This window comes from Deinococcus metallilatus (assembly GCF_004758605.1).
In the GTDB taxonomy this organism is placed as follows: domain Bacteria; phylum Deinococcota; class Deinococci; order Deinococcales; family Deinococcaceae; genus Deinococcus; species Deinococcus metallilatus.
Map to the genome: position 1 here is coordinate 1,968,419 of NZ_CP038512.1, position 13,074 is coordinate 1,981,492.

The following is a 13,074-nucleotide window of genomic DNA, read 5'->3' on the forward strand; positions in this document are numbered from 1 at the left end:
CGAAAATGGCGAGGGCGCCGGTCCTCCTACACTGCGACCATGTCTCAGGTCATCAACCCCTTTCAAGGGCAGGATGCGGCAATCCGCTACGCCGCCGGGCGGCCCTTCTTCCACCCCCTGTTCATGGAACGGCTCGCCCCTCTGCTGGCCCAGCGGGCGCTGGGGGCGGATGTGGCCTGCGGCACGGGTCTGTCAAGTATGGCCCTTGCGGATGTGATCGAGCGCGTGCTGGCCTTCGACGCCTCAGAAGCGATGCTGACCCACGCTGCGCCCCACCCGCACGTGACCTACGCACAGGCGAGAGCCGAGGCCCTGCCCATTCCCGACCACACCCTCGACGTGCTGACAGTCGCGCAGGGATTTCACTGGTTTGACCAGGAGGCCTTTCTCGCTGAGGCGCGACGCACCCTCAAGCCGGAGGGCGTGCTGTTCCTGTATGACGACTTCTTCCTGGGGAGGATGCCGGGTCGGGAGGATTTCGCAGAGTTCATGAAGGCGTATGGGGCACGCTACCCGGCGCCACCACGGCACCGTTCCGGGTACGGCTACGGGTTTAGCGAGGCGGAGGCACGACAGGCCCGCTTCTCCTTCCAAGAGGAACGCTTTATCCACCCGCTGACCTTCACCCGGCCTGCGCTGGTGGCCTACCTGCTTACCCATTCCAACACCATCGTTGCCACGGACGCGGGCCGCGAGACGCTGGGGGAGGTCGTGGCCTGGCTCGATACGGAGTTGCGGCCCTTCCTACCGGATGGAGAGGAGCGGGAACTCATCTTCGGCGGCCTGCAAATGGTGCTGAGGCCCCTGGCGGTCTGAGCGTTAGGCTGCGTCCATGCGCCTCGCGGTTTTCGGAGACATTCACGGCAACCTTCCCCCGCTCCGGGCCGCCCTCGCCGACATGCGGGCACAGGGGGCGGAGGCCTTCGTCTGTCTGGGCGACGTGGCGATGGACGGCGCCTGGCCGCGCGAGTGCGTGGCGGAGGTGGCGGCGCTGGGCTGCCCGGTGGTGCGGGGGAATGCGGACCGGGAGATGCTGGAGTCTCCCCGCCCCTTCACGCCGCGCGGTTTTCCCGACGAGCGGGAACTCTGGGAGATCGGGAACTGGAGCGCCGCGCAACTGACGGACAGCGAGCGGGAGGTGCTGCGCGGCTACGTGCCGACTGCCGCATTCCCCGACCTCCTGTGTTTTCACGGCAGCCCCGAGCGTGACAATGAGGAACTGACGGCACAGACGCCGGACGCCCGCCTGGAGGAGTTGCGGACAGTGCACGGGCGGCAGGTCGTCTGGGTCGGCGGCCACACCCACAAACCCCTGCTGCGGACCCTGGACGGCTGGACGCTCCTCAACCCCGGCAGCGTCGGCCTGCCCTTCGAGTGGCGGGGCGAGCGGTACGTGAACCCGGCCCGCGCCGAGTACCTGCTGCTGGAGCGCAGGGCGGGGGGCTGGCAACCCACCTTCCGCGCGGTGCCCTACGACGTGGAGGAGGTGCGGCGCGGCCTCCTCGCGTCGGGGATGCCGCATGCGGCGTGGGCGGCGGGGGACTGGGTGGCCGGGTAACGGCGCCTTCCGGCGACTACGCCTCGCGGCGCCCGGCCCGCGCCGCCTCCCGGTGGGCCGCCCGCGTATGGGCCTCGTCCAGCAAGGGCTGGAGAGCCTGGAAGGTTCCCTCAGTGGGGTTGAGCACGCACACCCAGGCCAGCGGCGCGTACAGGGGGTGCGGCATGATCCGGTTCAGCGCCGTGTAGTCGTGCCCGGTGTCGATAACCGACGCCCCGTTGCCCCGGGGAAGTTCCCCGAACAGCGAGCGGTAGGTTTCCGGACTCACCCCGACGTTGAGCCGAAAGACCCCAGGTCGGTCGAGCCCGGAGGCCTGATCGTACAGATCGTTGGTCACCAGGGTGGCAAAGGGCCGCCAGCGGTCGGGGCCAGCCTCCTGTCCGGGCCGGACCTGGAAAAAGAAGTTGCCTGACGACTCGACCACCTCTGTGTCGGCGTACCGGCGGGTCATGGCCTCTCTGACGGCGTCCTCATCCATGCTGGGCCTCCTGAATCAGACTTGCTGAGAACCCTGAGCAAACCTCGGGGCAGCCTCTTGAGCTGGCCTTCATTTCAGGATGCCGTTCGGGGTGGAGCGACGTGGGTGCGTCCCTGCTACCCTGAGCCGCGTGAGTGTCCACCTGAATGCCCAGCCCGGCCAGATTGCCGAAACCGTCCTGCTGCCCGGTGACCCCCTGCGCGCGCAGCACATCGCGGAAACGTTCTTTGAAAACCCGGTGCAGCACAATTCCGTGCGTGGGATGCTGGGCTTTACCGGCACGTACCGGGGCCAGCGCGTCAGCGTGCAGGGCACCGGTATGGGCATGGCCTCATCCATGATCTATGTGAACGAACTGATTCAGGACTACGGCTGCCGGAACCTGATCCGCGTGGGCACCTGCGGCAGCTATCAGCCGGACGTGCATGTCCGCGACCTGGTGCTGGCGCAGGGGGCCTGCACCGACAGCAACATCAACAACATCCGCTTCGGCCTGCGGAACTTTGCCCCCATCGCGGACTTCGATCTGCTGCTGCGCGCCTACCAGATCGCCCAGGAACGCGGTTTTGCCACCCACGTCGGCAATATCCTGTCCTCGGACACCTTCTACCAGGACGATCCCGAGCAGTACAAACTCTGGGCCCAGTACGGCGTGCTGGCCGTCGAGATGGAAGCCGCCGGGCTCTACACCCTCGCCGCCAGGTACGGCGTCCGGGCGCTGACCATCCTGACCGTCTCCGACCACCTCGTCACCCGCGAGGAAACCACCGCCGAGGAGCGGCAGAAGACCTTCAACGGCATGATCGAGGTGGCGCTGGACGCGGCGCTGGGGATGTAGGAGCGGTCAGCTTTCAGCGGTCAGCCGCCAGCAGGGAAAGCAAAAGCTCGCGCTTTCCCTGCTTTTCTCGTGTCATCCCAGGCGGCGTCGGGCGTCATGCTCCAGGCTATGCCTCCCGCCCGCCTGCCTTCCTCAACCGCGTGATGAAAAAGCCGTCCACGCCGTCCTCGGGCACAGTCAGCACGCCCTCTCCGGCAGGCGTCACGGGCAGGCCCAGGTCGGGGAGGGATTCGGGGGTGAACTCGGGGTGCGCGGCCAGAAAGTCCCGCACGACCTCCTGGCCCTCCTGCGGCGTCACGCTGCACACGCTGTAGACCAGCAGGCCGCCGGGCTCGACCAGCGCGGCGGCGTTCGGCAGCATCCGGGCCTGCAAGGTCGCCATCTCCCCCACCGCGCCGGGCGTGAGCCGCAGCTTGATTTCCGGGTGGGCCCGCAGGGTGCCGGTGCCGGTGCAGGGGGCGTCCAGCAGCACCAGCGGTGCGGGCGGCACGTCGAGGGGCAGGGTGAGGTCGTGCGTCAGGAAGTCGGCCTGGAGGCCCAGGCGCTTCAGGTTCGCGCGGGCCGCGCCGTGCTTGCGGGCCATCACGTCCACACTGGTGACCCTGGCCCCCCGCGCGGCGAGCATCGCCGCCTTCACCCCCGCGCCCCCCGCGAGGTCGAGGACCCGCTGGCCTTCCACCTCCCCCAGCGCGTCCACGACGCTGAGGCTGGCGGGGTTGATGGGCTGCGCCTGCCCCTGGCGATAGGCGGCGGTATCCCGCAGAGGGCGCGAAAGGGTCACGCGGTCCACGTCATTCGGACCGGGTTCCACCACACTGCCCTCGGCCTCCAGGCTCCGCACCCCCGCATCGGACAGGCTCAACCAGAGGGGCTGCGGCTGGAGCTGGCTCTCCAGCACCGCGTCCGCGCGTTCGCCGTAGGCCGTGCGGAAGGTTTCGATCAGCCACTCCGGCAGCGCGTACCGGGTTTCGTCCGTCTCGGCGGGCCGCTCCACCCGGCGCAGGACGGCATTCACCAGGCCGGGCGGGGCCAGCCGCGCCAGCCGCGCCACATTCACGTACTCGCTGACGACGGCGTGCGCGGGCGTTCCCAGCACCAGTTTCTCAAACGCTCCGGCCAGCAGCAGCGCCCGCGTTTTGGGGTGCGTCTCGCCGCGCAGCAGAGGCGCGAGGGCGGCTTCCAGCATCGGCGCATACCGCAGGGTGCCGTAGACGAGGTGCGTCGCCAGGCCCGCGTCCCGCGCAGGCAGCCGGGCTTCCGCGAGCGCCGCGTCCAGCGCGGGGGCCGCGAACGTCTCCCCGGCCAGCACGCGCGTCAGCACACGCACGGCCAGCACGCGGGCCGGGTTGAAGGTGGGGCGGGGGGCAGTCATGGGGGGCAGGATACGGCGGGGAGGAGCGGGCTGTGGGCGATGAGCGAGAAGGGGGTCAGCTTTTGGCGCAAGGCTGAGGCGACTTGATGCATGAAGGCATATGGGACCGCTTTTTGCTCCTCCCCCCTTGCGGGGGACTGGTACAGCTCGCACCGCGAGAGGCTGGGACTCGCAGAGCTGCTTGCAGAGGGGGGTGGCAGGCGCCAGCCTGCCCTCACGCTCTCCCCAAAAAAAGCAGAGGCTCCAGCCCCCGCCGAAGCCCCTGCTCAAAGCTCATCGCTCAGAACTTCAAACCTTCGCCCCCTCCACCGCCCGCACCTGGGGCCGGGCGATCAGGGTCCAGACCAGCAGGGCCATCAGGACACCGCCGCTGAGCAGGTAGGGGGCGCCGTGTCCGGCACTCTGGTACAGGCCGGTCCCGATGAGGGGGCCAGTCATCCGCCCCAGCGCGAGCGCACTGCTGTTCAGCCCCGCCACCGCGCCCTGCTGGTTGCGCCCGACGCTCAGGGACAACGCGGCGCTGAGGCTGGGGCCGAGAATCGCGCTGCCGATGCCGACGACGGCGAGCGCGCCGGTGATCGTCCAGTACGCCGAGGTGAGCGGCAGCAGGAACATCCCCGCGCCCATCACCAGCAGCCCGACCATGATCAGCGGGCCGGGCGCGATCTTCTTGCTGAGAGGCCGCATCGCGCCGCCCTGCACCGCCGCGGCCAGGAACCCGAAGATGGCGAGCATCCCGCCGACCGTCTTCGCCGTCTGGGCCGCCGTGAGATGCAGCGTGTCCTGCACGTAGAAGGCGATGGTCTGCTCCATGCCCACGCTGGCGAGCGTGTACAGCGCGCTCACGGCCAGGAACAGCAGGATGCCGGGGTGACGCAGCAGCGCGCGGCGGTCGCCGGGGGCGGCGGTCCGGGCATCGGCGCGGCGCGTCTCGGGAAGCGTGAAATACGCGGCGAGCGCGGTCAGCAGGCCCAGCCCGGCGCTGAAGAAAATGGGGACAGTCAGCCCGAAGCCGGAGAGCAGCGCGCCCAGCGCGGGGCCGAACACCACGCCGAGACCGAAGGCCGCGCCGATCAGGCCCATCGCGGCGGCGCGGTCCTTCTCGCTGCTGAGGTCGGCCATCATCGCCTGCGCGGTGGGGAGGGTGGCGCTGGAGAGCATCCCGCCCAGCAGGCGCGAGGCGACCAGCAGCACGAACAGGACCGTCCCCGCCAGAACACCCTGCGCGCCCAGCGACGCGAACAGGCCGAACAGCCCGAAACTCAGCGAGAAGCCGACCAGCCCCAGCAGCAGCACCGGTTTACGGCCGGTGCGTTCGCTGCGGCTGCCCCAGATCGGCGCGAACACGAACTGCGCCAGGCTGTAGGCGGTGGAAAACCAGCCGATCTGCGTCTCGCTCAGCCCGAGCTGGCGCCCCAGCGGCGCGATGATCGGAAACAGCACCGACAGGCCCAGCATGGCGATAAAGATGGTCAGGAACAGGATCAACTTGGCCCGGCCCATTGAGGACCGGGCGGGGGGAGGAGGCGTGGCCGTCATGGGGGCATTTTACCACTTCTCCTGACCGCTCGGTAAGGCGCCTCACAGTGAGTAGGCGTCAACCGGACACCTGCTTTGGATTCGGTCCAGCAAAGTTGACTTTCTTCTGACTGGTCCGTTAAAAACCGGTCCATTTCCGGGGATTGTTCCCGCAGTGGCACCCATCTATACTTTTTCGGAGCTGTTCACAGGATGTACGCTGCTGGCGTCATCCATTTCTTAGGAAAGGTCCCCCGAGCGGCAGGCGCAGCTCTGGCAGACCGGACGGCCCCGGCAATCCAACTTACTGGAAGCGGTTCAACCGCACGCGAAGGAGCAAGCATGAAGAAAGCACTGACTATTCTGTCCCTCGCCCTGCTGGGCAATGCCAGCGCCGCCACCATTACGGTCTGGACGCACTTCGGCGGCCCCGAGCAGGCGTGGCTCAAGGACCAGGCGCAGGCCTTCGAGAAGAAGACCGGGAACAAGGTGCAGCTCGTCAACGTGCCCTTCGAGCAGATTCCCGACAAGTTCATCCAGAGCGCGCCCAAGGGCCAGGGGCCGGATCTGCTGGTGACGCAGCCGCAGGACCGCATCGGCCAGTATGCGGCGGCGGGCGTGATCGAGCCGATGGACAAGTACGTGGTCAGCCGCAGCGACTTCGACAAGACCGCGCTGGGCGCAATGACCTACAAGGGCAAGCTGTTCGGCCTGCCGATGTTCGCGGAAGCCGTGGGCGTGGTCTACAACAAGAAGCTGGTGCCCAACGCGCCCGCCAACTGGCCTGAATTCCTGAAGGTGGCGCAGGCCAACACCGGCAACGGCAAGTTCGGCTACCTCGAAGACCTCAGCGAGGCTTACCAGAACTACGGCGTCATCAGCGCGTATGGCGGCTACGTCTTCAAGAACAACGGCGGCACCCTCAACGTGAAGGACGTGGGCCTGAACAACGCCGGGGCGGTCAAGGCGAGCGCCTTCCTGAACGACCTGCGCTACAAGTACAACCTCGTGCCGGAAGGCGTCACCAGCGACGCGGCCAAGAGTGCCTTTCTGGATGGCCGCCTCGCCATGTTCCTGACCGGTCCCTGGAACATGGGCGACATCAAGAAGGCGGGCCTCAGCTACGGCATCATGCCCTTCCCCACCCCTCCCGGCGCGAGCGGCAAGTGGAGCCCCTTCGTGGGCGTGCAGGGCACCATGCTGAGCGCCTACAGCAAGAACAAGGCCGCCGCCGCGCAGTTTGCCAAGCAGCTCTCCACCAGCGACGCGCAGGTCAGCTTCAACAAGGCGGGCGGGCGCATCCCGGTCAGCCTGGCGGCGCGGACCAAGCTGAAGAGTGACCCGGTGGTCGCGGGCTTCGGCAAGACCATCAGCATGGGCACCCCGATGCCCAACGTGCCCGAGATGAGCGCAGTGTGGGGTCCCTGGACCAACGCCATCGCCCAGAGCGTGCAGAAGCCGGGCGCCGACTACAAGCAGATCCTCGACAAGGCCGTTCAGGAAATCAACAGCAACATCAAGTGAGGGAGGCCCGGTGAGCGCTGAGGCGTGCCCGCGCGCCCACCCTCACCCCTGAACACCACTGGAGAGCAGCGGACAGGCGACGTTCCTTCCGCTGCTCTTCGCCGCTCGAAGTTCCCCTGAGTTCCGGAGGTTCCCCACCCCATGACCGCGACCCTGCCTTCCAAGTCGCCGCGCCGGGCGGCCCCCCCCGACGGCGCGAGCGGCGTTCTGCTGGCGGTCCTCGTGCTGCTGCTGCTGCTGGGCGGCGCGGCGCTGATCGGCTGGCTGCTCTCCGGCCTGACCGCCAGCGTGTTTCCCAAGGCCCCGCCCGCCCTGATCCTGGTGTACGCGCTGGGCGTACTGCTGCTGGCGATGCCGCTCACCGCGCGCCTCTTTCCCTGGATCACCAACTGGTACTACCTCTTCCCCGCGCTGGTCTTCCTGGCGGCCTTCACGGTGCTGCCGATCATCATGACCGTGAACTACGCCTTTACCAACTACAGCGGGCAGAACAGCGGCAACCCCGATTCCGCCGTCCGCACGGACGCGAAACTGTCCCCCGACCGCCGCACGGTCACGCTGGCCGAAATCCCCGAGGGCGGGAATCTCCAGACGTACCTGAAATGCAAGGCGGCCACCTGTGCGGGCGACACGCTGGTGCTGCTGGAAGAGGACGCGGCGAACCCGCTGCGCGCCCAGATCGCCAGCGTCCAGGGCCGCACGGTGACGCTCGCCGCCCCGGTCCCCCAGGGCTTTGACGTGGCTACCGCCACCCGATTGAACCGTTACGACTACGTGGGGCTGGCGAACTTCCGCGAGATCTTCGCCAAGGCCAGCAGTGCGCTGTGGCCGGTCTTCGTCTGGACGGTGGTCTTTGCCTTCAGCACGGTGGTCCTGAATGCCCTCGCGGGGCTGATCCTGGGCATCCTGCTGTACAACAAGCGGCTCAAGGGGCGCAACATCTACCGCACGCTGCTCTTTTTGCCCTGGGCGATTCCCGCCGTGATCAGCGTGCAGATGTGGGCGGCGCTCCTCAACCAGCAGTTCGGCATCGTGAACAAGACGCTGGGGCTGCTGGGCTTCGCCGCCGTGCCCTGGCTGATCGATCCGCTGTGGGCCAAGATCAGCGTGCTGCTGGTGAACCTCTGGCTGGGCTTTCCCTACATGATGACGGCCACCATCAGCGCGCTGGGCACCATCAACGACGATCTCTACGAGGCGGCCAGCATCGACGGCGCGAGCCGCTGGCAACAGATTCAGAACATCACGCTGCCGCTGCTGCGCCAGTCCTTCACGCCCATCCTGCTGTCGGCCTTCGCTTTCAACTTCAACAACTTCACGGTGATCTACCTGCTGACGGCGGGCGGGCCGGGCGGACCCGGCGGGCCTCCGGTCGCGGGCCACGAAAGCACGGCGGGCGCGACCGACCTCCTGATCAACTGGGGGTACAACAACGCCTTCGGCGCGGCGGGCGGCCAGAACTATGCCCTGGCGAGCGCCGTCGCGCTGATCATCTTCTTCCTGACGCTCGGCATCAGCCTGGTGAACTTCAAGGCAGCAGGCGTCTTTGAGGAGGCCCGGAAATGACGGTTGCGCCGCAACGCCCCACCGAAGCCGAGGTCTACGTCCACCGCGAACCCGGCCCGCTGCGCCGCGCCCTGCCCTGGCTGGTGCTGGCCGCGCTGCTGATCGGCCTGGGCACGCTGGGGTATTTCCTGGCGAAGAACATGGAAGGTCGCCCCAAGAGCTTCACGATCTACTTCGTGGAGGGTGGCTGGAAGAGGTTCCTGCTGTTCCTGCTGGCCGCGTGCGGGGTGCTGGCGCTGACCAGCCTGATCGGGCAGCGAATCGGCAGGTGGCGCACCGGGCGCCGGATCAGTTACCTCGCGGTGCTGGGCGACCAGCTCACCCACCTCTTCCTGATCCTGGTCGTGCTGGTCGCCGTCTATCCCCTGTTCTACGTGCTGCTGGCGGCCTTCGACCCGCGCAACAGCCTCTTCGCCTTCCCCAATTTCAGCGACCCCAACATCCTCTACCGCTCGGGCCTGCTGCCCGACATCAGCAAGCTGAGCCTGGAGAACTTCGGGCGGCTCTTTGACGGTGTGCTTGTTCCGGCCTGGCAACTCGGGGTGGCGGCGGTGGCCGGGGCGGCCCTGGTGGCACTGCTGCTCTTCGCGCTGGCGGGCCGACGCGGGCGGGACACCGAGGGCCTCGCGGGCGCCCGGACCTGGGCGCTGCGGGTGCTGGCGGTGGCCCTGGCCGTGCTGGTCCTCTTCGTGACGCCCGCGCAGTTCACCGGGCAGGACAACGAGAGCAAGTTCGTGCTGTCGGTCCGCAACACGCTGTTCGTGTCGGGCCTGACGGGGCTGCTGGCGATCCTGCTCTCCACGACCGCCGGGTACGCGATGGCGCGGCTGCGCTTTCCGGGCCGCTTCCAGACGCTGCTCTTTTTCATCTTCATCCAGATGTTCCCGGTGTTCCTGGCGCTGGTCGCCGTGTACAGCCTGATGGTGACGCTGGGCCTGACCAACACCTTCACCGGCCTGATCCTGGCCTACAGCGGCGGCGCAATCGCCTTCAACACCTGGATTTTCAAGGGCTATGTGGAGTCGCTGCCCGAGTCGCTGGAGGAAGCGGCGATGGTGGACGGCGCGACCCGCTGGCAGACCTTTCTGCGGGTGGTGCTGCCGCTCTCGGGCGGGATGCTGGCCTTTATCTTCCTGAACCAGTTCATCGGCACCTACGCCGAATTCATCCTGGCGAACGTGCTGCTGACCGGCGTGGAGAAGTGGACGGTGGGCGTGATGCTGCTCAGCTTCACCCAGGGGCAGTTCAGTACCAAGTGGGGCATCTTCGCCGCCGCCGCCATGCTGGGCGCGCTGCCGATCATCGCCCTGTTCTACGGCTTCCAGGGCTACTTCGTAGGCGGAGCGGTCGCGGGCGGCGTGAAGGAGTAACCGGCGCCCAGCCTTTCCCCGGCTCCTGACATCAAGGCCCCCGGACCAACGCCGGGGGCCTGCTTTTTGCCGTCAGGCCAGGCTTTTGCGGGACGGCGCTTCTGCCGCTGCCGGCGCCTCCGCCACCAGGCGGTCAATGACGGCGCGCAGGCTGAAGGCGAACTCCTGCTCGAAGGAAGGGAACAGGAACGCGAGGTCGGCCTCGCGGCGCAGCAGGCTGGCGGCGGGCGGTTCCTCGGTGAGCTGCTGCCAGCCCAGCGACAGGGCATACATGTGCATCAGGAGGCGGAGCGTGACCTCGGGCGCGAAGGGCAGCCGCTCCAGCACCCCCTGGACCATCCGCCGGAACTCCCGTTTGAAGTTCAGCGCCAGTTCGGGGCGCACGTTGCGTTCCAGCACGGTGCCCAGCAGGATCAGCAGGCGGCGCAGCGGCTCCTGGTCGCGGGCCGACTGGATCAGCACCTCGGCCGCGCCCTCCGGCGTGCGGGGCTGGCGCTCGTCGAGCAGCGCCGTGACCTGCTCCAGCCAGCGCCCGAGGTGTTCGGTCAGCAGCGCCAGGAACAGCTCCTCCTTGGTGTCGAAGTACAGGTACAGCGTCCCCTTGGCGAGCTGCGCCTCGCGGGCCACCTGATTCATGCTCAGTTCGGCGTATGGCGTGCTGGTCCAGAGGCGCTCGGCCGCGCGCAGGATATCGTCGCGCCGCTGACCCTTCTCCTCGGGGCTGCGGGCACGGGCGGGACGGGGGGCGGGGCTGACCACGGGTCAGATCGTACCCCCGCGCCTGCTGCAACGGCTGTGAAGCCCTTCACGCCGGGGGTATCAACGGGTGGGGCTGGAACCGCTGTCCAACGGTCAGAACGCTCCATCACACGTCGTGTGCTCATCAACCGCCTCAGGCGCAGAGCTCGCCTGAGCCTCCCGCATCTTGGCCATTCTGTCTTAAGGCGCCTGCAAGCTCCGCTCACGGAGGCGCCCACCCTACTCCCTAGGGTGAACAGAACGGGAGACAAGGAGCGGGCATGGATTCACAGATCAATGACCGGATCGAGGACGCGCTGAGCAACCACGCTGCGCTGGAGAGGCTGGCCGAGCAGGTGCAGCCCGTGCTCAAGGAGGCCGAGGCCTACCTGCCGCAAGGGGTCCTCCGGCTGCTGCACGGCGAGCCGCTGGGCCATCCCCTGCATCCCATCCTGATCCACCTGCCGCTGGGCGGCTGGGTGATCGCGGGGATGCTGGATTTCCTGCCCTTCGAGCCGACGGCGGAAACCGAACACGCCGCCGATCTGGTCCTGCTGCTGGGCACGGTCGGGGCCATCCCCACGATTGCCGCAGGCTGGACGGACTGGTCCAATACCCGGGGACAGGCCCGCCGCACCGGGTTGATTCATGGTGCCCTCAACGAAACGGCGTTCCTGCTGAACGGCGCCTCCCTGCTGGCGCGCAGACGTGGAAAACGTCGGCTGGGCAAGGCCCTTTCGGGCACGGCCCTGGGGCTGGTCCTGGTGGGCGGCTTTCTGGGAGGCCAGCTCGTCTACCGGCATGGTCTGGGCGTCGGGCACACGCTGGCCGTGCCGCAGGGATAACAAGAGGGCCATCTCATCCCGGTTCATCAACCGGTAGGCCTCCAGCGAAGTAGGCAAAGTAAAAAACCCGCTTCTAGAGCGGGTGTGTTGGTAGAACCGAGGGGATTTGAACCCCTGACCCCTACCGTGTCAAGGTAGTGCTCTACCCCTGAGCTACGGTTCTACAAGAGAAAAACTTGGAGGCGCTGACCGGACTCGAACCGGTGGTGGAGGTTTTGCAGACCTCTGCCTTACCACTTGGCTACAGCGCCGCTGTACTCGCCGTGGGGCGGCTGGGGGACTCAACCTCGACCAGCGGAGGGAATGTTAGCACGCACTTTTGAGGCTGTAAAGCGGGGGCACGCGCGGGGCCGCAGCGTAGAGTGGAGCCTGACATGAAGCGACTGCTGCTGGCTGGCCTGGGGCCGGTGCTGCTGGGGGCCTGCGCGCCCGCCGCCCACCCCGCGAATCCCTTTCTCCAGGGCCGCACCCTGAACATCGCCCATCAGGGGGGCGAGGGGCTGTGGCCCAGCAACACGATGCTGGCCTACCGGAATGCCGCCGCACTCGGTGTGGATATGCTGGATACCGACCTGCACGCCACCCGCGACGGGGTGCTGGTGCTCTCGCACGACGAGACGCTGGACCGGCTGACCGACACCCGGGGAAAGATTGCCGACATGACGCTGGCGCAGGTGCTGGCAGCGGATGCCGGGTACGCTTTCACCCCGGACGGCGGCGCCACCTTCCCTTTCCGGGGGCAGGGCGTGCAGGTCGCGCAGCTCTCGGAGGTGCTGGCCGCCTTCCCGAACATGCCGCTGACCATCGAGATCAAACAGGCGTCGCCCAGTATCGCGGCGCCGTTTTGCAAGACGCTGCGGGGCGCGGGCGCGACCGGGCGCGTCATCGTCGCCAGCTTCAGCGACACGGCCATGAACGAGTTCCGCGCGGCCTGTCCGGAAGTGATGACCAGCATGACGGAAAAGGAACTGCGCCCCCTGGTGCTGCTGAGCAAGGTGGGCCTCGCGCGCCTGGCACCACTGCCGGGCCGGGCCGCACAGGTGCCGGTGCGGTCAGGCAGTATCGAGGTGGTGACGCCCGCCTTCGTCCGCGCCATGCACGCGCGCGGCGTGGCGGTCCACGTCTGGACCATCGACGACCCCGCCGAGATGCGCCGCCTGATTCAGATGGGCGTGGACGGCATCATTACGAACCAGCCGGACCTGCTGAAAGCAGTTCTGGCGGAAGGGGCAGGACAACGCTGAAGAAAAGCGGGGCCAGCGCGTGT

The 13,074-nt window shown here is 67.8% G+C and carries 12 protein-coding genes and 2 tRNA genes; 8 read left to right on the plus strand and 6 right to left on the minus strand.

Annotated elements, in window-relative coordinates; translation table 11 throughout:
- The first annotated feature begins 39 nt into the window (after nucleotides 1-39).
- Nucleotides 40-816 carry a class I SAM-dependent methyltransferase gene (locus E5F05_RS15550; RefSeq protein WP_129119554.1) on the plus strand — a complete coding sequence of 259 codons (777 nt, stop codon included), beginning with the start codon at nucleotides 40-42 and terminating at the stop codon, nucleotides 814-816.
- Nucleotides 817-832: 16 nt separating this feature from the next.
- Entirely contained in the window at nucleotides 833-1,558 is a 726-nt protein-coding gene (locus tag E5F05_RS15555; RefSeq protein ID WP_129119555.1) for a metallophosphoesterase family protein, read from the plus strand.
- A gap of 16 nt (nucleotides 1,559-1,574) precedes the next feature.
- Here E5F05_RS15555 and E5F05_RS15560 read toward each other — a convergent pair whose 3' ends face one another.
- Nucleotides 1,575-2,036, minus strand: coding sequence for a DUF6194 family protein (locus tag E5F05_RS15560; RefSeq protein ID WP_129119556.1), 462 nt, complete (start codon nucleotides 2,034-2,036; stop codon nucleotides 1,575-1,577).
- 130 nt (nucleotides 2,037-2,166) lie between these two features.
- On the opposite strand from E5F05_RS15560, the gene deoD reads away from it, so the two are divergent.
- Entirely contained in the window at nucleotides 2,167-2,874 is a 708-nt protein-coding gene (gene deoD, locus E5F05_RS15565) for a purine-nucleoside phosphorylase (protein WP_129119557.1), read from the plus strand.
- 106 nt (nucleotides 2,875-2,980) lie between these two features.
- On the opposite strand, the gene E5F05_RS15570 is transcribed toward deoD, so the two are convergent.
- On the minus strand, nucleotides 2,981-4,246 hold the full coding sequence (locus tag E5F05_RS15570; RefSeq protein ID WP_129119558.1) for an RsmB/NOP family class I SAM-dependent RNA methyltransferase: 1,266 nt from the start codon (nucleotides 4,244-4,246) through the stop codon (nucleotides 2,981-2,983).
- 288 nt (nucleotides 4,247-4,534) lie between these two features.
- A complete protein-coding gene (locus E5F05_RS15575) occupies nucleotides 4,535-5,785 on the minus strand; it encodes an MFS transporter (protein WP_129119559.1) in 1,251 nt (416 codons plus the stop codon).
- A gap of 321 nt (nucleotides 5,786-6,106) precedes the next feature.
- Here E5F05_RS15575 and E5F05_RS15580 point away from each other — a divergent pair, with 321 nt between their 5' ends.
- The 3 genes from E5F05_RS15580 (at nucleotide 6,107) to E5F05_RS15590 (ending at nucleotide 10,224) form a co-directional block, all read left to right on the plus strand.
- A complete protein-coding gene (locus tag E5F05_RS15580) occupies nucleotides 6,107-7,288 on the plus strand; it encodes a sugar ABC transporter substrate-binding protein (protein ID WP_129119560.1) in 1,182 nt (393 codons plus the stop codon).
- Nucleotides 7,289-7,429: 141 nt separating this feature from the next.
- Nucleotides 7,430-8,854 carry an ABC transporter permease subunit gene (locus E5F05_RS15585; protein WP_129119561.1) on the plus strand — a complete coding sequence of 475 codons (1,425 nt, stop codon included), beginning with the start codon at nucleotides 7,430-7,432 and terminating at the stop codon, nucleotides 8,852-8,854.
- Entirely contained in the window at nucleotides 8,851-10,224 is a 1,374-nt protein-coding gene (locus E5F05_RS15590; RefSeq protein WP_129119562.1) for a sugar ABC transporter permease, read from the plus strand. Before E5F05_RS15585 ends, E5F05_RS15590 begins: the two co-directional genes overlap by 4 nt.
- Before the next feature lie 72 nt (nucleotides 10,225-10,296).
- Here E5F05_RS15590 and E5F05_RS15595 read toward each other — a convergent pair whose 3' ends face one another.
- Nucleotides 10,297-10,983 (minus strand): TetR/AcrR family transcriptional regulator, encoded by a 687-nt coding sequence (locus E5F05_RS15595; protein WP_129119563.1) that lies wholly within the window; start codon nucleotides 10,981-10,983, stop codon nucleotides 10,297-10,299.
- A gap of 260 nt (nucleotides 10,984-11,243) precedes the next feature.
- Here E5F05_RS15595 and E5F05_RS15600 point away from each other — a divergent pair, with 260 nt between their 5' ends.
- Nucleotides 11,244-11,807 (plus strand): DUF2231 domain-containing protein, encoded by a 564-nt coding sequence (locus E5F05_RS15600; RefSeq protein ID WP_129119564.1) that lies wholly within the window; start codon nucleotides 11,244-11,246, stop codon nucleotides 11,805-11,807.
- A gap of 88 nt (nucleotides 11,808-11,895) precedes the next feature.
- Here the strand turns inward: E5F05_RS15600 and E5F05_RS15605 are convergent.
- Nucleotides 11,896-11,970, minus strand: a tRNA-Val gene (locus E5F05_RS15605).
- A 14-nt stretch (nucleotides 11,971-11,984) separates the two neighbouring features.
- Nucleotides 11,985-12,058 (minus strand) — tRNA-Cys (locus E5F05_RS15610).
- A gap of 123 nt (nucleotides 12,059-12,181) precedes the next feature.
- Between E5F05_RS15610 and E5F05_RS15615 the strand changes: the two genes are divergently transcribed.
- Entirely contained in the window at nucleotides 12,182-13,051 is an 870-nt protein-coding gene (locus tag E5F05_RS15615; protein WP_129119565.1) for a glycerophosphodiester phosphodiesterase family protein, read from the plus strand.
- The last annotated feature ends 23 nt before the right edge of the window (nucleotides 13,052-13,074 follow it).